The organism is Flavobacterium sp. (genome assembly GCF_027484945.1).
Taxonomy (GTDB): Bacteria; Bacteroidota; Bacteroidia; order Flavobacteriales; family Flavobacteriaceae; genus Flavobacterium.
In genome coordinates, this window is the sequence record NZ_JAIXRZ010000028.1 from 54,042 (window position 1) to 77,848 (window position 23,807).

Genomic DNA, 23,807 nt, shown 5'->3' on the forward strand with positions numbered 1-23,807 from the left:
AATACCCGAGTTGCAATTCCTTGTGTATTTTACATCATTTAAAAAAAACACCTACTTTTGCCCAAATAAAACTATAGCATGGCAAAGAATTTAGTGATTGTTGAGTCGCCTGCCAAGGCAAAAACCATTGAAAAATTTCTTGGAAATGAATTTCAAGTGGAGTCAAGTTATGGACACATTGCTGATTTACCCTCTAAAGAGATAGGTGTCGATGTGACCAATGGCTTTAAACCCAAGTATGAAGTTTCCTCAGATAAAAAGGCATTGGTAAAAAAACTCAAAGATCTTGCTAAATCAGCTGAAGTGGTATGGTTAGCTTCCGATGAGGACCGCGAGGGAGAGGCTATTTCTTGGCATTTGGCAGAGGAATTGAAATTGGATCAAAACAAAACCAAGCGCATTGTTTTTCATGAAATTACCAAAACAGCCATTCAAAAAGCAATTGAAAATCCGAGAGGTATCAACTATAATCTAGTTAATGCGCAACAGGCGCGTCGTGTTTTGGATCGTTTGGTTGGGTATGAGTTATCTCCTGTGCTATGGAAAAAAGTTAAAGGAGGTTTATCAGCCGGCCGTGTACAATCCGTATCTGTTCGTTTAATCGTAGAGCGTGAGCGCGAAATTTTAGGTTTTCAACCTGAAGCATCGTTTAGTATTGCAGCCGAATTTACCAATGAAGAAGGAAAAGTCGTAAAGGCAAAGCTTTCAAAAAATTTTGCTACCCAACAAGAGGCAGCACAGTTTTTAGAACAAAATATAGGTTCGCATTATTCGATAGGTGACTTAGAAACTAAACCTGCCAAAAAATCGCCTGCACCACCGTTTACCACTTCTACCTTGCAACAGGAAGCCGCACGAAAGCTGTATTTACCCGTTGGAATAACCATGCAAATTGCCCAACGCTTGTATGAAGCGGGGTTAATTACCTACATGAGAACCGATAGTGTGAACTTGTCGCAAGAAGCAATGGCTGCAGCCAAAGCAGAGATTACACGTTCGTATGGAGCAGTATATAGTAAGTCGCGCAGTTTTACGAATAGATCCAAAGGTGCTCAAGAGGCACACGAAGCGATACGTCCAACTGATATGTCGCGGCACACTGTAGAAACGGATCGTGATCAGGCGCGATTATACGATTTGATTTGGAAAAGAACCTTAGCCTCGCAAATGAGTGATGCCGAGTTGGAGCGAACGCACGTTAAAATTGTCGCCAACAATCACCCTGAACAATTTGTAGCTTCTGGGGAGGTGATTAAATTTGAAGGTTTTCTAAAAGTTTATTTAGAAGGACATGATGATGATGAGGAGGAGCAAGAAGGAATGCTGCCCGCGATGAAGGTTGGGGAGCGTATGCTTAATCAATCGATTACCGCTACGGAACGTTTTTCAAGACCACCAAGTCGGTATACCGAAGCATCATTAGTAAAAAAACTTGAAGAGTTAGGAATAGGGCGTCCGTCTACCTATGCACCTACAATTTCTACAATTATCGGACGTAATTATGTAGAAAAAGGAAGTTTTGAAGGGCAGGAGCGCAACTACCAACAATTAACTTTAAAAAAGGGTGTTGTTACAACCCAAAGTTTGAAAGAGAATGTTGGTTCAGATAAAGGAAAATTGGTGCCTACAGATATCGGAACAATTGTCAATGATTTTTTAGTCAAAAATTTTGAAACTATTTTAGATTATAATTTTACTGCTAAGGTTGAACAAGATTTTGATGATATAGCCGAAGGAAACCGTGATTGGGCAGCGATGATGAATGATTTTTACAGTCATTTTCATCCCAATGTGATGGATGTAGAGCAAAATGCAGATCGTGAGAGTGGTGAACGTATTTTAGGAATTGATCCAAAATCGGGCAAACCCGTCTCTGTTCGATTAGGTAAATTTGGACCAATGGCTCAAATTGGAGCTGCTGAAGACGAAAACAAACAATTTGCAAGTTTGCGCCAAGATCAAAATATAGGAACTGTGCGCTTGGAAGAGGTGCTTAACTTATTTGAATTGCCCAAAAAATTAGGAGTGTATGAAGGCGAAGAAGTTGAGGTCAACAATGGACGTTTCGGACCCTATGTGCGTTTTGGGAAGCAGTTTATTTCGCTACCCAAAGGAATGGATCCTATGGATGCTACTATGGCGATTGCACAACGTTTGATCGACGAAAAAAATCAAGCCGATGCACCCATTGGTGAATATGAAGGAATGCCAGTGCAAAAAGGTGTGGGACGTTTCGGACCTTTTATTAAATGGAACGGGTTATATATTAATGTAAGTAAGAAATACGATTTTGATCATTTAACAGCCGCTGATTTGCAAACGTTAATTGTAGAAAAATTACAAAAAGAAGAAGAAAAGGTTATACAAGAGTGGACAGCTGAAGGTATTCGTATTGAAAAAGCGCGTTGGGGCCGTTCGGTAATACTAAAAGGTAAAATAAAAATCGAATTAAGTAAAGATGTGGTGGCCGCTAATCTAACCCTAGATCAGGTAAAAGAAATGATCGAAAAAAAGGCGCCTTCAAAAACTAAAACTACTACCAAAAAATCATCGGCTAAAAAAACACCGGCCAAAAAGAAATAGAACGTTATGGAATTTGACTTTCTAACCCCACTCGATACCGATTTACTAATAGATATTAAGCGCTTGTCTTCGCAACACTTATCTAGTAAAGTAGTGTTTCATACCCATGAGGAATTTCCCGATATTCAAAAAGTAGCAATTGCAATTATTGGCGTTCCAGAAAACCGAGGTGCTCACACCTATGTTGAGCAGGAAGATTTAGCGGCAATTCGTTTGGAATTGTATCGATTATTTCCCGGAAATTGGAGCAAGACCATTGCCGATATGGGCGATATTGTTCCGGGTAATTCTCCCGCAGACACCTATTTTGCTGTGAGTAAAGTAGTATCTCGTTTGTTAAAGCAAAAAGTCATTCCTATAATAATAGGAGGTTCTCAAGATTTGACGTATGCGGTTTACCGTGGATATGACGATTTGGAGCAAATGGTGAATTTGGTTTCAATAGACAGTAGATTTGATTTTGGAAAGCAAGATGATTCGGTCCCGGCTTTATCGTATTTGTCAAAAATGATCGTTGAAGAACCGACCAATTTGTTTAATTACAGCAATGTTGGATTTCAAACCTATTATAATTCACAAGAAGAAATTGATTTGGTTGAGAAACTTTATTTTGATGCGTATCGATTAGGTGAAGTAACCAACACTATAGCAATTGCCGAACCCGTTTTTCGAGATGCCGATTTAGTCAGTTTGGATTTGACTGCTGTAAAATCTTCGGATTCTGGAAATTTTATCCATTTTCAACCCAATGGTTTTAATGGTAAAGAAATATGTGCATTGGCACGTTATTCGGGGATAAGTGATAAAGTTAGTGCTTTTGGTATTTTTAATCACCATGCTACACCACAAGAGGCACCGCTGATTGCGCAAATTATTTGGTATTTTATTGAAGGGGTAAACTTTCGTTCCAACGAATATCCTTTTGGAAGCAGAGAGCACTATTTAAAGTATATTGTTCCTTTTGAAGAGGAGGAAATTGTTTTTTACAAAAGCAATAAAACAGATCGTTGGTGGATCGAAGTGCCATTTTTTTCAAACATACACAATAAGCTTCACAAAAATACGTTAATGCCTTGTACATACGAAGACTATTTGGCAGCTTGCAATCAAGAGTTTCCCGAACGTTGGTGGAAAGCACAGCGAAAAAGTATTTTATAACAGTAAAACATAATAATTGTAAGAATAATAGTATGTAAAACATAAAAATTGCAATTTAACGATTTAAAAGTGCATTTTATCGATGATATTTCATTGCTAATTCAAGTTAAATTGTATTTTTGGTTTGAAAATTAAAATTTCAGAAATAAATAATTGTTTTTTTAAAAAATTATAGATAGGTTTACGGCCTCAAAAAAAATAACATAAATTAACCCAAATTATATGAAGAAGTTCATTGCGTTTGCATCTGTATTAACTCTTTTAGTTAGCTGTGGTAAGTCGAGTGACAAAGGCGAATTAGTAGGAGTAAAGGGTAAAAAGTGGTATCCTGAGAAACCTTTTGGAATGACATTGGTTCCAGGAGGAGCTTACATCATGGGTAAGTCAGATGATGATTTAGCTAATGTACAAGATGCACCTACTAAAACGGTAACTGTTCGTTCCTTTTACATGGATGAGACCGAAATTACCAATAGTGAGTACCGTCAATTCGTAGAGTGGGTTAAGGATTCAACGATTCGTGTACGTTTGGCAGTTCTTGCTGATGAAGTAGGTGTAAAACCTGGAGCCGGTAAAGGTGGTAAAGGGGGCAAAGGCGGCGTGAGCGGTAGTATTGGAGATTTTGCTTTCAACGATCAAGATCCAGCTAAAATGACTCCTTACGACAAATACATGTATGAAAATTATTACAGTGTAGGAACTCCTGAAGATCCTTATGCGGGACGTCGTTTAAATCGTAAAGTGAAATTAATTACTGACACTAAAAAATACCCTGATGAATATTATGTAGAAGTAATGGACTCGATGTATTTGCCAGCTACAGAATCCTACAATGGTCTTCGTACGATTGATGTGAATAAATTGGTTTTCCGTTATTCATGGATGGATATTCAAGCTGCTGCAAAAGCAAAAGTGGGTAAAAGAAGTAAGTTTATCCGTAACGAAAAAACACTAGTGTATCCCGATACTACTGCATGGATCAAGGACTTTGCTTATTCGTATAATGAGCCTATGCACAATGATTATTTCTGGCACCAAGCTTATGGTGATTATCCAGTAGTAGGGGTGAATTGGAAGCAAGCTAAAGCATTTTGTGCTTGGAGAACATTAAATAAAAACGTATTTATCAAATCTCAGAAAAAAGGAAGAGATTTAGTAAATTCATTCCGTTTGCCAACTGAAGCAGAATGGGAGTATGCTGCGCGTGGTGGTCTAGAGTCAGCAACATATCCTTGGGGAGGGCCATATGCTAAAAACGATAGAGGTTGTTTTATGGCAAACTTTAAACCTAACCGTGGAGATTACGCTGCCGACCAAGCATTGTATACTGTAGAAGCAAAATCGTTCCAACCTAATGGTTACAATTTATATAACATGTCAGGTAATGTTGCAGAATGGACGGATTCGTCTTATGATGCAGGAGCCTATGAATATGTTTCAACAATGAATCCAAATGTACCAGACACTTCAAACAAACGTAAAGTGGTACGTGGAGGTTCATGGAAAGACGTAGCTTATTTCTTGCAATTAGGTACTCGTGACTTTGAATACCAAGATACAGCAAGAAGCTACATTGGATTCCGTACGGTTCAAGATTATATGGGTACACAAGTTACCGGTAATGCTGGAAAACCAGGAAAACGCTAATAATTGTATATTAACTAACTTAATTATATTAAACTTAACTAACTAAATTATTTTTATTATGGGACTATTACCACCTAAAGTTATGAATTTTACCTATGGTATGGGTGCGGCTGTTGTAATCGTTGGAGCGCTATTCAAATTAATGCACTGGCCAGGTGCTAGTTTAATGCTTATCATAGGATTAAGTACAGAAGCATTAATTTTCGGTCTTTCTGCTTTTGATGCTCCTGAAAAAGAATTAGACTGGTCTTTAGTGTATCCTGAATTAGCAGGTGGTCAAGCTAAAGCTAAAGACAAAAAAGAAAATCCAGCTGAAGCTCAAGGTTTGTTATCACAAAAATTAGATAACTTATTAAAAGAAGCAAAAATCGATGGAGAATTAATGGCAAGCTTAGGAAACAGTATCAAAAATTTTGAAGGTGCTGCAAAAGCGATTTCACCAACAGTTGATTCGGTTGCTTCTACAAAAAAATATGCTGAAGAAATGACTAAAGCAGCTTCTCAATTAGAAACATTGAACAGCTTATACCAAGTTCAATTACAAGCAGCAGAGCGCAATGCTCAAATCAACAATGAAGTTGCTGAAAACAATATAAAATTAAAAGATCAAATGCAATCATTAGCCTCTAACTTACAGTCGTTAAATACGGTTTATGGAGGTATGTTATCTGCAATGAGCAACCGATAATTAGTTTTAAAAGCTCATATTTATTTTAACGAATTAAAACTAATTAGAAGAAATGGCAGGAGGAAAATTAACCCCTAGACAGAAGATGATTAACCTGATGTATTTGGTTTTCATCGCGATGTTGGCATTAAACATGTCGAAAGAAGTACTTTCGGCGTTCGGTTTGATGGACGAAAAATTTGAAGAAGTTAACGCAGGTGCTAAAAAGGCGAACGAAGATATGTTACGCGTTTTAGCTTCAAAAGCTGAAGAAAATGCGAACTTTAAGGCAGCATTGGATCAAGCGAATCGTGTTAAAGAGATTTCAAAAACTTTTTATGATTATTTAGAAACCATTAAAGGTGATATTACTAAAGACTTCGAACTAGACGAGAAAACAGGTAAGTTACCTTATGAAGCGATGGATAAGTCAAATATTGACGAAAAATGGTTTAAAGGTGATGGCTATTCTCCAAAAGGAACTGAAATCGTAGGTGCTTATGCTAAGTACTTGTCGGAAATGAAAGCCGTATTAGGTGAAAATGTAAAGCTTACTCCAATCGTTCGTGAAATTGACACTAAATTCAATACCAAAGACGTTAAAGACGGTGAAGGTGTTACAAAAAAATACTTAGATTACCACTTCAAAGGTTTCCCTGCAGTGGCAACGTTGTCTAAGTTAGCTTTAACACAAAATGACATAAAAAAGGCAGAGGCTGATATTTATTCTATTTTGTTAGGTAAAGCTGCGATCGAGACAATGTCTTTGAAAAATTTCCAAGCGATTGTTGCCCTAGATAAAAATGTTTATTTCCAAGGTGAACAAGTTACAGGTAAAGTTGTAATCGGAAAATACGATGAAAACGTTAAAGTGGCTAGTTTCAAAGGACCTGGTAAAATTGTTAACGGTCAGGCAGTAATTAGTTCTACGGCGGGTAGTATTGGTGAGCAAAACTTAAATGGTAGCTTTACATTTATGGAAGATGGTAAACCTGTTAATTTACCTTTCGAAGGTAAGTACGTAGTTGTACCACGTCCAAACAATGCTAATATCTCTGCAGATAAAATGAATGTGGTATACCGTGGTTTACCGAATCCAATGACTATCTCGATTGCGGGAATTTCAGATAATAACGTAACTGCATCAGCTCCTGGATTGAAAAATTTAGGAAAAGGTAAATACGATTTAAACCCAGGTGCAGGTACAGAAGTTGTTATCAATGTTTCTGGTAAAATGACCGATGGAAAATCAGTAAGTGATAAAAAAGTATTCCGTATCAAAAATATCCCTGCTCCACTTGGTGCTATCGGAGGTAAAGAAGGAATGCAAAAAGGAGCTAAGTCACGTTTACAAGCTTCTCAAATTACAGCTGTTTTACCAGATTTCTTATATGATTTGAAATTTAAAGTAACCCAGTTTGTATTCAAAGTTCCAGGTCAAGCTTCTATCGTTGTAAATGGTGATCGTTTAAGCCCACAATGTATTGCAGCTTTGGCACGTGTGTCTAAAGGAGACCAGGTAACTATTTCTGATATTAAATCTAAAGTAGATGGTGCAGGTTCAATCATTGTGAAAGATGCTGCTCCTGCTATCTATGAAATACAATAATGCTTTTAAAAAGTCGTTGTATACTATAAAACTGAATTAAAATGAAATTGAGAAACCTTTTATTAATTGCCATCGTAGTGTTCGGAACAACGGTTTCTGCGCAATCAAATTTATTGAATGCAAAAAAACCGGATGAAATCGGTAAAAAGACCGCTGCTCAGTTGGAATCCGATAACGACAAGCCACTTCCTTACGGTTATGTTCATGATCGTGATGTTTTAATGGGTAAAATGATTTGGGAAAACATCGATTTGGACGAGCGTATCAACTTTCCATTGTACTACCCTGTAGATACAGCTTTTGTAGGTAAAGAAAGACGTTCTCTTTTTGCGGTTTTATTGAAAGGTATTAAGGAAGGCAAAATCACTGAAGTTTATGGTGATGACTATTTCAATACCAAAAAATCATTAAAAGATATGTCGTCGATTTTTAAGTTTATCGACACTACAGAAGCGGGTAAAGATGAAATCAACAATTACTTTGATGATTATAAATCGGGTAAAAAAGTGTTGGACAAACAATTCATCAATGAAACTGAATTGGATGCTTCAGATATTTCAGGTTACAAAGTCAAAGGTTTCTGGTATTTTGACAAACGTCAAAGCGAATTAAAATACCGCTTAATGGCTATTTGTCCAATGGCTACCGAAGCGCGTGACAAAGCAAGAGGAAATAATGATCCAATTGAGTTGTTTTGGGTTTATTTCCCTTCCATTAGAGATATATTGCATGAAGCTAAAGCCTTCAATGATCGAAATTCAGCAATGCCAATAACGTTTGATCAATTGTTAAACTCCCGTCGTTTTAACGGTGTGATTTACAAAGAAGAAAACGTTTATGGTGACCGTCTGATACAAGATTATATGAAAGATAATGCGCAGTCTCAACTTCTCGAATCGGAACGTGTGAAAGAAAAAATTCGCAACTTCGAGCAAGACATGTGGAACTACTAAAATGTTTTTCAATCAACAACATAGAAAACTCCTACCTTTGTAGGAGTTTTTTTTATTATGACTATTGATTACCTTATAGTTGGTGGTGGATTAGCAGGTATTGCGTTTGCACAACATTGCCGCATACACCAAAAATCATTTTTACTGCTGAGTGATGATTCTCAAAATTCTTCCCGCATTGCTGCAGGCCTCTATAATCCGGTTATTTTAAAACGATTTAGTGCGGTTTGGCAAGCACAAGAGCAGCTAAATTTGGCACAAAACTTTTATCAACAGTTAGCAGTAGATTTAAAAGCTCAGTTTGATTTCCCCAAACCGTTAAACCGAATATTTTATTCTATTGAAGAACAAAACAACTGGTTCTCAGCAGCTGATAAACCACAGTTAGCTCCTTTTCTTTCAACACAATTAATTGCATCCCAAAAGGTTCCTATATCTGCACCATTTGGTTTTGGAGCAGTAGAACATTGTGGTTTTGTTGATACGGCTGCATTGGTATCTAATTTTCGAAATTATTTACATGCACACAATCAATTTCGAAATGAACGTTTTAATTATAACGAGCTACAACTTCAAGATCATTCAGTTTCTTATCACGATATTAAAGCAAAACATCTGATTTTTGCCGAAGGTTTCGGAATCCACCAAAATCCTTTTTTTAACTATTTGCCCTTAGACGGCACTAAAGGAGAATTATTGATCATCAAAGCGCCCGAATTAAAGTCTGATGTCATCATCAAATCGGGGGTATTTGTATTACCGCTAGGAAATGATTTATACAAAGTTGGAGCAACCTATAATTGGGAGGATAAGTCCGATCTAAAAACAGAAGAAGCACGAAAAGAATTGTGTGCAAATTTAGATACTTTTTTGCATTGTGATTATAAAGTTGTCGAACACTATGCGGGTGTGCGTCCAACGGTAAAAGACCGTAGACCATTAGTGGGTACTCATCCATTATTTCCGCAATTACAAGTATTAAACGGACTTGGAACACGTGGTGTGATGCTGGGACCGGCTATGGCAAAAGCCCTTTTTGAACATTTAGAATATGAATTCCCTTTGGATCCTTATATCGATATCAAACGGATTAAGAATGCCCCTTCCAATCCTTATCAAAATTAACAAACATATTAATGTAAATGTTGCGTGCAATACGCGCCGTGATTGGCATTAAAATTAAAATCCCAATTCCTAATGAAATAAATGAAGTTTTAGCCGATAATCCTAAGATGAGATTTGTGATAACAAAAATAGCAACTCCAAACGCAATAGATACTGCATAGGCCACATACATCGCTCCATAAAAAAATGAGGGTTCGATCTCGTAATGTAAATGGCAGTGACTGCATTGTTCATGCATGGCATAAATAGTTTTGAGCTTAAAAGGATTTTTTGCTACATACATCGATTCTTCTTGACAACGGGGACAACTTCCTGTTAAAATACTATTGATTTTCCAGCCTTTTTTTAACATTTGCAAAAATTTTACACAAAGGTAAGAGTTCACTACCTTTTTATAGGTAACTAAAGTTACATTTTATGCTGAATATACACAATTTATCGGTTTCCTTCGGAGGAACTTATTTGTTTGAAGAAGTCACCTTTCGGTTGGGTTCTGGAGACCGCGTAGGTCTTGTTGGGAAAAACGGTGCGGGTAAGTCGACTCTGTTAAAAATACTTTCAGGCGATTTAAAACCAGATAGCGGGACCCTTGCAACCGAACGCGATATTAAACTCGGCTTTCTTCGTCAAGACATTGATTTTGAAAAAGGACGTACCGTATTAGAGGAAGCCTACGAAGCTTTTGAAGAACTAAAATATATCGAACGGAAAATTGATGCTATCAATGATCAATTGGCTACACGAACCGATTATGAAAGCGAAGCGTATTCGCAACTGATTGAAGATTTATCCGATTTTACCCATCGATTTGAATTACTTGACGGATATAATTATGTGGGTAATACCGAACGGATTTTGTTAGGTCTCGGTTTCAAGCGTGAAGAATTTAATAACCCTACTGAAACGTTTTCTGGTGGTTGGCGTATGCGAATTGAATTGGCCAAATTGCTATTACAGTCCAATGATGTTTTGCTTCTCGATGAGCCTACTAACCATTTGGATATAGAAAGTATTATTTGGTTGGAACAATTTTTAAAATCGTTTCCGGGGGTAGTTGTAATTGTATCGCATGATAAGATGTTTTTAGACAATGTAACCAACCGTACTATCGAAATTTCGCTTGGAAAAATTTATGATTATAATAAACCGTATACTCAATATTTGGTGTTGCGGGAAGATATCCGTGAAAAACAATTGGCATCCCAGCGGAATCAGCAAAAGAAAATTGAAGAAACAGAAAAATTAATCGAACGGTTCCGATACAAAGCGACAAAAGCAGCAATGGCTCAATCGTTAATCAAGAAATTGGACAAAGTAGAACGCATTGAAGTCGATGAAGATGATAATGCGGTTATGGCAATTTCGTTTCCGGTATCTAAAACACCCGGCCGTGTGGTTGTTGAGGCGGTAAATGTTTCTAAAGCTTTTGGAGAAAAAAAAGTTTTAAAAGGCATTTCGCTTTTGGTCGAACGGGGAAGTAAAATTGCTTTTGTTGGACAGAATGGCCAAGGGAAGTCAACCTTTATTAAGGCAATTGTTGATGCGTTCCCGTATGAAGGAACGATTAAATTGGGGCATAATGTAGAGTTGGGTTATTTTGCTCAAAATCAAGCCGATCATTTAGATGGTGAAAAAACCTTATTGGACACGATGTTAGAGGCAGCCACCGATGGTAATCGCTCCAAAGTGCGTGATATGCTGGGCGCTTTTTTATTTCGGGGTGACGATGTAGAGAAAAAGGTTAAAGTGCTCTCGGGAGGTGAGCGCAACCGCTTGGCGTTGTGCCGATTGCTATTGCAGCCGATTAATGTATTGTTGATGGACGAACCCACCAATCACTTGGATATTAAATCAAAAAATGTTTTAAAAGCAGCGTTGCAACACTACGAAGGTACGTTACTCATCGTTTCTCACGACCGTGATTTTTTGCAAGGAATGGCCAATATCGTCTACGAATTTAAAGACACAAAAATTAGAGAATACTTAGGGGATATCAACTTCTTTTTAGAACAGCGCAATGTTCAAAATATGCGGGAATTTGAAAAAAAAGAAGATATAAATGAAGGTATAAATACAGCGTCAAACGTTAGTAAACCTTCAAAAAATCTATCGTATGACGATCAGAAAAAAGCGAAAACCCTTCAAAATCGGTTAAGTAAAGTCGAATCTCTCATTCAACAGTTGGAGAAAGAAATACAAAACGATGACAAAGCTTTAGCCGAAAATTTTGACAAGTACAGTCAAGATCAAAAATTCTTTAGCACCTATGAAAAGAAAAAGCAAGAGCTACAGGTGTTGTTGCAAGAATGGGAAACGATTCAACTGGATTTGGAAGCCTATTCGTGAGGTGTTTTAAACGGGTGACGCAGTTCAAATGGTGCGGGGGGTTGTAAATTTTTAAACAATTTTGGGATAAATCGATTGATAATCGGCTGGGTGTGATACATGAATCCATACATCGGAATTGGGAGGGAACCAATCGAACTTTTAATTTCCATTGCCGTGCGCCCAAAAATGATTCGTTCCAATTGGTTTTCAATTCCAAATGCAATCATATTATATAACATATTTAAGTACACCATTTTTTCTTTTTGAATCGCAGCATCGTAACCGAGAAAGTAGGTTTCTAGTGTTGTACCGTTTAATAATAGCGTATGAAACCCAATCAATTTGTCTTCATAGAAATAACCAAATAATTGAAAGCGTTCGCCAACTTGTTTTTTAAAAGTACTGAAGTGATTTTTAGCAAGAAAAAAGGTGTTAAACGGGGCGTTTATGGCTACATGATGGTATAATGCATACAATTGCTCTTCATAGTGTAATAGGTCTTCATATTTCAACGCTTTGTAATTAATTCCTTCAAATTTTTTTTGGGCACGTTTGAATTGGTCACGGTATTTTTTTGTAAGTGCAGCGTTATAATCTTCCTTTGTTTTCCATTCGGGACGAAGGTTTAATATCATGTTGGGCTGAACGGTAAAATTAAATAGCGTCTTAAAATCAAAACGGCGCAAAGCTTCTGTGCAATCTTCATAAAAGTCTTTGAATGAAACTACATGTATGGAAATGCCTTTCTTTTTAAAGTAAACAACCAATTCATCAGCCATTGCACGAAGCAAACGACTAATTTCCTGATAGGAGATATTTTTTGATAAAGCATAGCCGTTTTGCCCAGTAATCATGTTGTTACCAATAAATAATACGTGCGAAGCAAATTGGCGTAAGGCAAAATTACGCACGAACGACTGAATGGTGCCTAACTGTTTCCCAAAGGAATGTAATTTTTGCACATCGAGGTATTGTGCCAATGCTACCCCAATCAGTAGTTCGTCTTCATAAATACCAATAAAAAAACACGCCATATTTGAGGGAGCCGATTGCTCCAGTACACGGAGATAGGGTGTTTGTAAAAAAGCATTGGAAACTGCTACTTGATCCCAATTGTAAGGCAGTTCAGCAGTAGAAGTATAAATATGATAGTGAAGTTTTGAGGTCATCATAAAAAATCGCCTCACAAATGTAGGGCGATTCATTGGTAATAAAATGTTAAGGAATTATTTTGGCATGCCACAAAGAATGGCCCCCATGAGTGTAAAACAAACAATCCAAAAACCACTGGTCACTTATTAAATAAAAGTTGGACAAGCAGCAAGTACAAAATTGCTATCCAATTCATTTCGAGTTCCATTGTTGGTTACAATTAAAGGTTAGTATGTCAATGGTATCATTTTTTGATTACACTACAACCAATATTAAAAGTAGGAAAAAACACATTAAATAGGTGTGGTTTTGCGATTTTTATGCATTTCATCGATTTTATTTGCATATAAACGACTGAAAGGAGTATTTTTAATCCACCAAATCCTACTGATGATGAAATCAATCGTTACTCTTTTTGCCCTTTTCTTTTTATCTGTAAGCGCTTTAGCTGAAGTTTCCAATGCAGAGAAAAAAGCCCTACTTGAATTTAATACAGCCGCCAATGGTGCCCAGTGGATCAATAAGTGGGATATAACAAAGCCGGTATCTACTTGGTATGGGGTATCGGTAGTAAATGATAAAGTGGTAGGCATTAATCTTTCGGATAACAATTTGACGGGATTTCTTACCCCGCATTTGTGCGACTTAAAAAATCTTCAAGTGTTGGTATTGTTTAAAAACAAGCTTGAAGGCGAACTTCCAATAGCCATAGGGCAGTTGAAAAATTTACAGGTTTTGGATGTTTCGTTCAATCAAATTTCGGGAAGAATACCCTCTGATATTGCTGGGGCAGTCGCATTAAGAGAACTCATTTTGTTTATGAATAATTTCAGTGGTCCTATTCCAGATTCAATCGGTGCATTAACGCATTTAGAAGTAGTATCACTCTACAACAATCGATTAACGGGTCAACTACCAGCCACAATTTATTCACTAAAAGGGTTAAGAATCCTTGAATTAAACAGCAACGAGTTGGAAGGTAGTCTTACCCCGGAAATTGCAAACTTAACCGCATTGCAAACCTTAAGTTTGTTTGATAATCGATTAAACGGATCGGTTCCCTTTGAAATTGAAGCTATGCCCAATTTAACCGCGATGAACATTTCATACAACAAATTCAATGGTTTTGTGTCAAAAAAAATGTACACCAAAGACCAGATGAATATGACCATGATTAACGAGCAAGGGTTAGCTGTTAATTTGGCAATCAAAGCAGATAGTACTTCAGCTATTGCCGAAGAAGAATAATTTGCATCCGTTTTTAAAAGTATATACTCTTGTTTTTCAATAGGTTTATTGATAAAGTATCTGGTAAACAAATATTTTTTAAACCAACTTGTATTTTAAATATTAGTTGTATATTTGCATCCGAACAGCGCGGGATAGAGCAGTAGGTAGCTCGTCGGGCTCATAACCCGAAGGTCACAGGTTCGAGTCCTGTTCCCGCTACAAGGAAAAGCCAATCATAAGGATTGGCTTTTTTATTTAATCCCGCACACCATGTCACACAAAGCCGGTTTTGTTAATATCATTGGAAATCCCAACGTAGGAAAATCAACCTTAATGAATGCCTTTGTGGGCGAACGATTGTCGATTATTACTTCCAAAGCACAAACTACCCGCCACCGAATTCTGGGTATTGTGAATGGGGATGATTTTCAAGTGGTGCTATCCGATACCCCCGGTATAATTAAACCGGCCTATGCGTTGCAAAATTCTATGATGGATTTTGTGAAAACTGCTTTCGAAGATGCCGATGTATTGCTTTATATGGTCGAAATTGGCGAAAAAGAGCTTAAAGACGAAGCATTTTTTAATAAGATCATTCATGCTAAAATCCCGGTGCTTTTATTGCTTAACAAAATTGACACTTCGCATCAAGAACAATTAGAAGAACAGGTTGCCCTTTGGAAAGAAAAAGTACCCAATGCCGAAATCTTTCCAATTTCAGCTTTGCAAAACTTTAATGTACAGGAGGTCTTTAATCGCATTCTTGCTTTACTTCCTGTAGCACCCCCGTATTATCCAAAAGATGCGCTAACTGATAAGCCCGAGCGTTTTTTTGTTAATGAAATTATTCGCGAGAAAATTTTGTTGAATTATGAAAAAGAAATTCCCTATGCCGTCGAAGTAGAAACGGAAGAATTTAAAGAGGAAGACCACATTATTCGGATCAAAGCCCTAATCATGGTCGAACGCGAAACCCAAAAAGGAATAATTATCGGTCACAAAGGTGCCGCCCTCAAAAAAGTTGGGGTTATGGCGCGTCAAGACATGGAAACGTTTTTCGGAAAACAGGTATATCTCGAAATCTTTGTCAAAATCAACAAAGATTGGCGTAGCAATGCCTTCCAACTTCGCCGATTTGGCTACAACCAAAAATAAATCCACAGGATCTATTAAAGCGATTAACTGGAGTTTGATGCCATAATCGGAGCTAATGCTATCGGTATGGATTCTTTAGAGAATTACCTAGTCGTTTTTTTGCCCTCTTCATGACTGGAATCCAACTATGGAGTAAAAAATTAGAATGCTCCAGCCAACTTTATTACCTTTGCATCCCAATTTAGAATACGTATGAACAATATTGTGGCAATCGTCGGACGACCAAATGTCGGCAAATCGACTTTCTTTAACCGACTCATTCAACGAAGAGAAGCTATTGTCGATTCGGTGAGTGGGGTTACTCGTGACCGCAATTATGGTAAAAGCGAGTGGAACGGAAAAGAATTTTCGGTAATCGACACCGGTGGTTATATCAAAGGTTCGGAAGATATTTTTGAAGCTGAAATTCGCAAACAAGTAGAATTGGCCATCGATGAAGCCGACGCTATTATTTTTGTTGTCGATGTTGAAGAGGGAATTACTCCTATGGATGCTGAAGTCGCCAAATTATTGCGCAAAGTAACCAAGCCGGTTTTATTGGCCGTGAATAAAGTTGATTCCGCCAGCCGTGAAAAAGATGCCTATGAATTCTATAATTTAGGGTTGGGCGAGTATTTTACACTTTCGGGAATGAATGGAAGCGGTACGGGAGAGCTCTTAGATAAATTAGTCGAAGTATTACCCGAATTGCCCGAAACATCGGATGAAGAAGAGCAATTACCGCGATTTTGTGTGGTTGGTCGCCCCAATGCAGGTAAATCATCTTTTATCAATGCTTTAATTGGCGAAGACCGCTATATTGTCACCGATATTGCAGGAACAACTCGAGATGCAATAGATACGCGTTTTACTAAATTTGGCTTTGATTTCAACTTGGTTGATACAGCTGGAATACGACGTAAAGCCAAAGTAAAAGAAGATTTAGAATTTTATTCGGTTATGCGCTCCGTACGAGCGATTGAGCATAGTGATGTGTGTATTTTAATGGTCGATGCTACCCGTGGTTTTGAGAGTCAGGATCAAAATATTTTTTGGTTGGCTCAAAAAAACCGAAAAGGCATTATTATCTTAGTAAATAAATGGGATTTGGTTGAAAAAGAAACCATGACCATGCGCGAATACGAATTACGTATCCGTAAACAATTGGAGCCATTTACCGATGTGCCGATTTTATTTACGTCAACGCTAACCAAACAGCGTTTGTTAAAAGCCTTAGAAGCTACGGTTGCCGTGTATGAAAGTCGCAAACAACGGATAGCCACCTCTAAGTTTAATGAATACATGTTAAACTTGATTGAAAATTTTCCGCCACCCGCTTTAAAAGGAAAATATATTAAAATTAAGTACTGTATGCAATTGCCAACTCCTGTTCCGCAGTTTGTGTTTTTTGCCAATTTGCCGCAGTACGTTAAAGATCCGTACAAACGTTTTTTAGAAAATAAAATCCGCGAAAACTGGAACTTTACTGGAGTGCCGATCGATATTTATATCCGCGATAAATAGTATTTATGCTGACCAAAGAGATTCAACAAGCCGTAGATCAGGGGTTAATGTTGCCGTTAATGGAAGAATTCTACACCATTCAAGGGGAGGGATTTCATACGGGAACTGCTGCCTATTTTGTGCGTATTGGAGGATGTGATGTGGGGTGTCATTGGTGCGACGTAAAAGAAAGTTGGAACGCCGATTTGCATCCGCCGACTGCTATTGCGCAAATTATTTCAAATGCTAAATCGTATGCAGATACTGTCGTAGTTACAGGAGGTGAACCGTTAACATGGGATATGACTGCGTTAACCAATGGATTGCATCAAATGGGTATGCGGGTCCATATTGAAACTTCGGGAGGATATCCTATAACAGGTGTGTGGGATTGGTTTTGCCTTTCGCCAAAGAAAAACCGACTACCGGTTGATGAAGCCTATGCCATTGCTCATGAATTGAAAGTAATTATTCATAACAAACATGATTTTATTTTCGCCGAAGAACAAGCCCAAAAAGTAAACCGAGATGCGGTATTGTTTTTACAACCCGAATGGAGTAAAAAAGAAGCAATCACTCCCTTAATAGTCGACTACGTCATGCAAAATCCGAAATGGCGGATTTCCTTACAAACCCACAAGTACTTAAATATTCCTTAATTCTATTCCGATCGTATAGTTTTTTGAATGGTTTTTAAAAATTATAATTGACAAAAACTACCGGGTTTTAGTATTTAAAAAAGTTTCGGTCGTATTTACGTAACAAAAAATACGATTTGACGTCTTAGTTTAAATAGAAAAATGTACATTTATCACATTAAATAATAATCATACTATGAAAAAATTAGTTTTCACTTTCGCATTTGTATGCGTTTCAACTTTCGGATTTTCTCAAGATGCTGCTAAACCAGCTATCGATGAAAATTTCAAAAAAGAATGTTTAGCGGTTATTGAAGCCAGTGGCTCTGGAAATATGTTAAACAACTACAAAGATCAATTATTAACACAGGTTCCCGATGACAAAAAAGCTGCATTCACAGTCGAGTTTGATGGTTTAATGTCAAAAATCAATGAAAAAACAGCCGAAGTATATATGCAAGTATATACGAAAGAAGATGTTAAAGGGATGATGGCTTTTTACAACAGCCCTGTTGGTAAAAAAATGAAAGAAAAAGCAGGTGAGCTTAATCAAAAATCGCAAGAAAGTATGATGGAAATTCAAGCCGACTTGCAAGCGTTGATGATGAAATACATGCAATAATTTCAACCTGAAAATAAGAAATTCCCGAACATTTTGTTTGGGTTTTTTTTTGACTAAAAATTATGAAAACACATTTTTTATTAGATCCAACGATTACTTTTTTAAACCATGGTTCTTTCGGTGCAACACCCAAACCTATTTTTGAAGCCAAAATGAATTTGCAACGCGAATTGGAAGCCGACCCCGTACACTTTATTCAAAAGAAATTACCGGTGTATTTGAAAGTGGCCAAGCAACCTTTGTCTGAATATATCGGATGTGCACCTGAAGATTTTTTCTTTACACCCAATCCCACCCAAGCCATCAACACCATCATGCGGAGTTTGCAATTGCAACCTGGAAATGAAATTTTAGCAACCAACCATGAATACGGGGCCATGGATCGAACCTGGAATTTTTATTGTAAAAAAACAGGTGCTAAATACATTCGTCAACCCATTTCATTGCCTGTTCAATCCAAAGAGCAACTCTTGGATGAATTTTGGAAGGGATATTCCTCCAATACTAAAGTGGTTTTTATCAATCATATTTCAAGTTCGACAGCACTTATATTTCCTGTGAAAGAAATTTGTGATAAGGCGCAAGAACTTGGATTAATTACAATTGTTGACGGAGCGCATGTGCCTGGACATATTCCGTTGAATTTGCGCGAACTCAATCCCGATTATTATACGGGTACTTTACATAAATGGATGTTGGCGCCCAAAGGAAGTTCGTTTTTGTACGTAAAAAAAGAGTTTCAGGCCGATCTCGATCCACTCGTGGTGAGTTGGGGCTATGAAAGTTTGTTTCCAAGTGAAAGTCAGTTTTTGGATTATCACGAATACCAAGGCACCAACGATCATTCAACCTATTTGTGTACTCCGCAAGTGATTCAGTTTTTAAAAGAGAATGACTGGAAAACCCAAGCCAAAGCCTGCCGTCAGTTGGTTGTCGAACAGTATTCGCGGTTTTGTAAATTAGTGAATAGTCAGCCGATTTGTCCTGTTACTGAAGAATTTCTGGGTCAGATGGCGAGCATACCCGTTTGTACCGCCAAGCCGATTGAACTCAAAGAACTATTGTACACGAAATACAAGATTCAAATTCCGGTGATGCCTTTGAACGATGGCGTGTTTTTACGATTTTCAATTAATGCATATAATACCGTTGCGGATTTGGATCTCTTATATGCTGCGTTATTGGATATTATCCAAACGACGGATTTAATCGATGTTTAAATGGTATATGATATTTACACAGTGCAGCCCGGATTGAAGTGGTATCCCCGCAACGAAGTGGAGGGATAAAGCGGAAAGCCGGAATTGCTGCCCAAAAAATCAAACCGTCAACCGTGCCAAATAATCGTAATTTTTGCCCTCGATAATCAATTCACATTGTAATCCGTTGGCCAAAGCTGCATTTTGAAGCGTATTGTAGTCCAAATACAACCAAGGAAACTGTTCTTTTTGTCCTTTATATGTCAGAGTAAATTCTAGTTCGCCATAATACCCATGGTCTGGAATCCATCGGCCACCATCATCAGCTTCATCAAACATATAGATTAAATCTGAACTATCTATTAAAATTTGACCTCCGGGATTTAAAAGTGATTTTAGTTTTTGGAGATAAAGTGCGGTTTGATTTAAACGTCCAAAAATTCCTGTTCCATTCATCAATAGGAGAAGGGTATCGTATTGTGTTTCGGGTTGAAACTCGAGTAGCGAACTTTGAATGCAATGGTTGATGTTTTGTAGACGGCAAGTTTCAATGGCTTGAGCTGAATGGTCTAATGCCGTCACCTCAAATCCTTTTTGTTGGAGATATACTGCATGGCATCCGGCGCCTGCACCAATATCTAAAACGCGACCATGGGCCAATTGCAATGCTTTTTGTTCCAATTTAGGCATGTTTTTAAAGGTGCGAAACAAATACGCCACATCCATTTCGTCTACTTCTGAGATAGAAGTTTCTGTATAAAGCGGTTGCGGATTATTTTGGGTATAAAAATCGAGGATGGCTTGGCCGAATAAATCCAACATGATTGTATTTTTGCACAAAGATACCCTACAACTTTGAAACCAGCAGTACACGAATTAGCAAAATTGGCCAAAGAGCGCCAGAGTGAGAACAAAAAGTATTTTGACAAGCTCAAAAAAAATCCGCCTCGGGATTTGGATTACCAAATGCAAGAGTTGCACGAACGTGAATTTAAAAAAACGGATTGTTTACAATGTGCCAATTGCTGCAAAACAACGGGCCCTTTATTTACCTCGGCCGATATCGAACGCATCGCCAAACACTTGCGCCAAAAACCCCAGCAGTTTATTGATCAGTATTTGCGGATTGATGAAGACAACGATTATGTGTTGAAAAGCGTTCCTTGTACGTTTTTAGATGAATCGAATTATTGCAGTATTTATGAGGTACGTCCGAAAGCTTGTCGCGAATACCCGCATACCGATCGCACCAAGTTTTATCAAATCGCCAATTTAACCCTGCAAAACGTTTCGATTTGTCCGGCTGCGTTCAATATTGTCGAAGCAATGAAGAAAAGTATTCCGGTTAAATAATTTTTTACCACCGTATGCGTTGTTAAGAAAAACAATCGTTGTATGCGGCATTTGTTTATTCTCTTTGGGATATATTTAGTAGCACTTGCACTAACCCTATTTGGGGCCTATATAGATACCGATACTCCCAATCCGAGTAAAGTGGCATTTGGTTTTGAAATTTTAGCAATGTCTGTTGTTGTTTTCGGATTATTAACCGGAATTTTTTACAGTTTATTTTTTGTCTTTAAAATACTAAAACAAGCAATCGAGCGCTATTTTAATTCATAAAGCAAATAGTCTTTCCGCATTTTAAGAAAGTCCGCTATACCTTGTTTCCATGTTGCTCGAATGGCATCTTCGGTCATTTCCGATTCAATTTGTTTTTGCAATAGTTCAGTTCCAGCCAATTTGGTGAAAAAGTTATTGAAAAACGTCTGTTTGTCCGTTGTGTTCTTGTACGCATTTAAAAGCCATTTCAGTTCCAAGCGATCAACTTTGTTTTGATTGGATAAATTTTCACCGTAGCATAGAACACCTTTATACATGGGCTCTTTAGCACCTAAGTTGGGTTGCGGTGTAAATGTAAAAGGCATGTTTTGTAAAAAAGGGGATCCATAAATTTGAAATTGCAATTCGGTGCCGCGACCAACACTGACGTTTGTTCCTTCAAAAAAACACAAACTCGCGTACAAATTTATAGATTGGTCATTCGGTAAATTGGGCGATGGGCGAACGGGTAAGCTATAGGCCATTTTGCGATTATAATAAAGACAAGGAATGACGACAAGACGACATTGTACGCCATTTTTCAACCATTTTTCGCCATTAATCATCTGGGCATACTCACCAATGGTCATGCCGTGAAGAACTGGAATCGGATGCATACCCACAAAACTGGAATGTTCTTTTTCCAAAACAGGTCCGTCTACAATACCGCCATTGGGATTGGGTCGATCTAATACGACGAGCGGAATGTTGTTTTCTGCACATGCTTCCATAATGTAATGTAAAGACGATATGTAGGTGTAAAATCGCGCACCAACATCTTGTAAGTCAAAAACGAGAATATCGATATTTGCCAACTGTTCAGGATTGGGTTTTTTATTGTTACCATATAGCGAAATAATGGGCAAGCCCGTTTTAGTGTCTTTGCCATCAACAATAGTTTCGCCGGCATCGGCAGTGCCCCGAAAGCCATGTTCGGGAGCAAAGATTTTTTGAACATTAATTTGTTGACTAATCAAATAATCAACGATGTGAATGTTATTGGAGAGTAATCCGGCCTGATTGGTTACAATTCCCACTCTTTTTTGTTGCAAAAGCGGTAGATAATTTGAAGTGTTGTCTGCCCCAGTTTGTATTTTGATAAACCTTGTCCTATTAGGGTGTGATGGGGTAGTGGATCGCTTTTGATTATTTTGACTCCCGCAGGAAAGCATTAGCAAAACCCAGAATAAAACTGTATTTTTGAACACGCTAGTACATATACGATTGAATTTAGAATTTTTCATAGCAAAACGGCTTACGACTTCCAAGAGGGATAAAAGTAGTATTTCTGCACCAATAATAAAAATTGCAATCATTGCTATTGCGATGGGCATGTTTATGATGATAATTGCTTTGGCCACGGGTTTGGGTTTGCAGCAGAAAATTCGCCAAAAAATAGCCGTATTTAATGGGCATATCGTCATTTCGGGATTCAATGGTAATGCTTCTGATGTAAGTACTGTGCCTATTTCAATACATCAAAAATTTTATCCCAAATTTAATTCGGTTCAGGGAATTGAACATGTTCAAGCGGTGGCTACTAAGGCAGGGATAATTCGAACTGCAACATCTTTTGAAGGAATACTCTTTAAAGGAGTTGGCAAAGATTATCGATGGGACGCGCTTCGCGAGTTTTTAGTTGCCGGTACCGTTCCTAAAATAGGGGCAGAATATTCGAATGAAATTTTAATTTCCCAGTATTTGGCAACCCGTCTAAATTTAGGTGTTGGGAGTAAGTTTAATACCTTTTTTTTGGTACAGGGTCAGCATAAGCTACCTAGAGCACGCCGTTTTGTAGTGGCAGGAATTTACAATTCAGGTGTTAAAGATTTTGATTCAGCATATATAATTGGTGATTTGAAACATGTGCAACGAATGAATCATTGGCGTTCTGATGCGGTAGGTTCATTTGAGGTGTTTGTGTCCGACTTTGATCAAATTGCCCAAAAAGGGGAAGAAGTTTATAATGAGACTTCTTCTACTTTGAATTCGCAGACGGTCACGGAGAAGTTCTACTATATTTTTGATTGGCTAAAACTTTTTGATTTTAATATACTAATCATCATACTGGTAATGATTACGGTAGCGACGATAAATATGGTGGTTGCCTTGTTGGTGCTTATTTTAGAGCGTACACAAATGATCGGGATTTTAAAATCGTTAGGAGCAAATAATTGGTCTATTCGCAAAATCTTTTTGTACAATGCGTTTTACATTATTGTTCGCGGTTTGTTTTGGGGTAATGGTATTGCGATATTGGTTTTGTATGTTCAAAAGTTTTTTGGCGTAATAAAGCTTGATCCTGAAAGCTATTATGTGACGGTAGCTCCAGTAGATATCAATTGGTTTTATATCCTGCTCTTAAATTGCGGCACTTTATTGATCTGTTTGTTGGTGTTGTTGCTTCCTTCGTATATTATAACCCGGATTGTTCCTTCCAAGTCTATTCGATTTGAATAATTAATTGGTTTTTCTTTTTTTGGAGCGGCATTGACTGCGTTTTGGGGTGTTTCTTCCCGCTCTCCGCTGTACACAACTTTCGGCTAGCGCCTTGGTTGGGGTGCCGCTTCGATCGGGGCTAAAAGACCACTATTTTGGTGCTATTGTATGGTTGCTTATCGTTTTTTTGGTGTTCCCAATAAGAGTTGGAATGAATA

General features: G+C 37.7%; 21 protein-coding genes and 1 tRNA gene. 18 read left to right on the forward strand and 4 right to left on the reverse strand.

Annotation, left to right across the window (positions count from 1 at the left end):
* Nucleotides 1-78: 78 nt before the first annotated feature.
* The 7 genes from topA to Q0039_RS04680 all read left to right on the forward strand — a co-directional run bounded on the left by topA (nt 79) and on the right by Q0039_RS04680 (nt 9,742).
* Nucleotides 79-2,583, forward strand: a complete 2,505-nt coding sequence (gene topA, locus Q0039_RS04650; protein WP_297509803.1) for a type I DNA topoisomerase — start codon at nt 79-81, stop codon at nt 2,581-2,583.
* Nucleotides 2,584-2,589: 6 nt separating this feature from the next.
* Complete coding sequence (locus Q0039_RS04655; protein ID WP_297509806.1) at nt 2,590-3,741, forward strand: formimidoylglutamase; 1,152 nt, start codon at nt 2,590-2,592, stop codon at nt 3,739-3,741.
* A gap of 222 nt (nt 3,742-3,963) precedes the next feature.
* Nucleotides 3,964-5,388 carry a gliding motility lipoprotein GldK gene (gene gldK, locus Q0039_RS04660; RefSeq protein WP_297509810.1) on the forward strand — a complete coding sequence of 475 codons (1,425 nt, stop codon included), beginning with the start codon at nt 3,964-3,966 and terminating at the stop codon, nt 5,386-5,388.
* Between the two features lie 58 nt (nt 5,389-5,446).
* Entirely contained in the window at nt 5,447-6,076 is a 630-nt protein-coding gene (gene gldL / locus Q0039_RS04665) for a gliding motility protein GldL (protein ID WP_297509813.1), read from the forward strand.
* 52 nt (nt 6,077-6,128) lie between these two features.
* Nucleotides 6,129-7,664, forward strand: coding sequence for a gliding motility protein GldM (gene gldM, locus Q0039_RS04670; RefSeq protein WP_297509816.1), 1,536 nt, complete (start codon nt 6,129-6,131; stop codon nt 7,662-7,664).
* 41 nt (nt 7,665-7,705) lie between these two features.
* Nucleotides 7,706-8,617 (forward strand): gliding motility protein GldN, encoded by a 912-nt coding sequence (gldN, locus tag Q0039_RS04675; protein ID WP_297509819.1) that lies wholly within the window; start codon nt 7,706-7,708, stop codon nt 8,615-8,617.
* Nucleotides 8,618-8,674: 57 nt separating this feature from the next.
* On the forward strand, nt 8,675-9,742 hold the full coding sequence (locus Q0039_RS04680; RefSeq protein WP_297509823.1) for an FAD-binding oxidoreductase: 1,068 nt from the start codon (nt 8,675-8,677) through the stop codon (nt 9,740-9,742).
* Here Q0039_RS04680 and Q0039_RS04685 read toward each other — a convergent pair.
* Complete coding sequence (locus Q0039_RS04685; RefSeq protein WP_297509826.1) at nt 9,708-10,094, reverse strand: DUF983 domain-containing protein; 387 nt, start codon at nt 10,092-10,094, stop codon at nt 9,708-9,710. The genes Q0039_RS04680 and Q0039_RS04685 overlap by 35 nt on opposite strands.
* Nucleotides 10,095-10,159: 65 nt before the next feature.
* Here Q0039_RS04685 and abc-f point away from each other — a divergent pair, with 65 nt between their 5' ends.
* Nucleotides 10,160-12,088 carry a ribosomal protection-like ABC-F family protein gene (abc-f, locus tag Q0039_RS04690; RefSeq protein ID WP_297509829.1) on the forward strand — a complete coding sequence of 643 codons (1,929 nt, stop codon included), beginning with the start codon at nt 10,160-10,162 and terminating at the stop codon, nt 12,086-12,088.
* Here abc-f and Q0039_RS04695 read toward each other — a convergent pair.
* Nucleotides 12,079-13,242: a GNAT family N-acetyltransferase gene (locus Q0039_RS04695; RefSeq protein WP_297509832.1), complete on the reverse strand. Its 1,164-nt coding sequence runs from the start codon at nt 13,240-13,242 to the stop codon at nt 12,079-12,081. The genes abc-f and Q0039_RS04695 overlap by 10 nt on opposite strands.
* A gap of 370 nt (nt 13,243-13,612) precedes the next feature.
* On the opposite strand from Q0039_RS04695, the gene Q0039_RS04700 reads away from it, so the two are divergent.
* From Q0039_RS04700 to Q0039_RS04730, 7 genes are all read left to right on the forward strand, one after another.
* On the forward strand, nt 13,613-14,470 hold the full coding sequence (locus Q0039_RS04700; RefSeq protein ID WP_297509836.1) for a leucine-rich repeat domain-containing protein: 858 nt from the start codon (nt 13,613-13,615) through the stop codon (nt 14,468-14,470).
* A 128-nt stretch (nt 14,471-14,598) separates the two neighbouring features.
* Nucleotides 14,599-14,671: transfer RNA gene (locus Q0039_RS04705), tRNA-Met, on the forward strand.
* A 51-nt stretch (nt 14,672-14,722) separates the two neighbouring features.
* Nucleotides 14,723-15,607, forward strand: coding sequence for a GTPase Era (gene era, locus Q0039_RS04710; RefSeq protein ID WP_297509839.1), 885 nt, complete (start codon nt 14,723-14,725; stop codon nt 15,605-15,607).
* 192 nt (nt 15,608-15,799) lie between these two features.
* On the forward strand, nt 15,800-17,110 hold the full coding sequence (der, locus tag Q0039_RS04715; RefSeq protein WP_297509842.1) for a ribosome biogenesis GTPase Der: 1,311 nt from the start codon (nt 15,800-15,802) through the stop codon (nt 17,108-17,110).
* Between the two features lie 5 nt (nt 17,111-17,115).
* Entirely contained in the window at nt 17,116-17,748 is a 633-nt protein-coding gene (locus Q0039_RS04720; RefSeq protein WP_297509845.1) for a 7-carboxy-7-deazaguanine synthase QueE, read from the forward strand.
* Nucleotides 17,749-17,923: 175 nt separating this feature from the next.
* Nucleotides 17,924-18,349: a DUF2059 domain-containing protein gene (locus Q0039_RS04725; protein ID WP_297509848.1), complete on the forward strand. Its 426-nt coding sequence runs from the start codon at nt 17,924-17,926 to the stop codon at nt 18,347-18,349.
* Between the two features lie 62 nt (nt 18,350-18,411).
* On the forward strand, nt 18,412-19,569 hold the full coding sequence (locus Q0039_RS04730) for an aminotransferase class V-fold PLP-dependent enzyme (protein ID WP_297509851.1): 1,158 nt from the start codon (nt 18,412-18,414) through the stop codon (nt 19,567-19,569).
* A 99-nt stretch (nt 19,570-19,668) separates the two neighbouring features.
* Here the strand turns inward: Q0039_RS04730 and Q0039_RS04735 are convergent, their stop codons facing one another.
* Nucleotides 19,669-20,370, reverse strand: a complete 702-nt coding sequence (locus Q0039_RS04735; RefSeq protein WP_297509853.1) for a methyltransferase domain-containing protein — start codon at nt 20,368-20,370, stop codon at nt 19,669-19,671.
* Nucleotides 20,371-20,403: 33 nt separating this feature from the next.
* Between Q0039_RS04735 and Q0039_RS04740 the strand changes: the two genes are divergently transcribed.
* Together Q0039_RS04740 and Q0039_RS04745 are read left to right on the forward strand one after the other, a co-directional pair.
* The gene (locus Q0039_RS04740; protein WP_297509856.1) at nt 20,404-20,901 is read left to right on the forward strand and encodes a YkgJ family cysteine cluster protein; all 498 of its coding nucleotides are present in this window, start codon (nt 20,404-20,406) and stop codon (nt 20,899-20,901) included.
* A 42-nt stretch (nt 20,902-20,943) separates the two neighbouring features.
* Nucleotides 20,944-21,171 (forward strand): hypothetical protein, encoded by a 228-nt coding sequence (locus tag Q0039_RS04745; RefSeq protein ID WP_297509858.1) that lies wholly within the window; start codon nt 20,944-20,946, stop codon nt 21,169-21,171.
* Here the strand turns inward: Q0039_RS04745 and Q0039_RS04750 are convergent.
* Nucleotides 21,156-22,394: a DUF1343 domain-containing protein gene (locus Q0039_RS04750; protein ID WP_297509862.1), complete on the reverse strand. Its 1,239-nt coding sequence runs from the start codon at nt 22,392-22,394 to the stop codon at nt 21,156-21,158. The genes Q0039_RS04745 and Q0039_RS04750 overlap by 16 nt on opposite strands.
* Between Q0039_RS04750 and Q0039_RS04755 the strand changes: the two genes are divergently transcribed.
* Nucleotides 22,375-23,610 carry an FtsX-like permease family protein gene (locus Q0039_RS04755; RefSeq protein WP_297509867.1) on the forward strand — a complete coding sequence of 412 codons (1,236 nt, stop codon included), beginning with the start codon at nt 22,375-22,377 and terminating at the stop codon, nt 23,608-23,610. The two genes, Q0039_RS04750 and Q0039_RS04755, sit on opposite strands and share 20 nt — an antisense overlap.
* Nucleotides 23,611-23,807 lie beyond the last annotated feature (197 nt).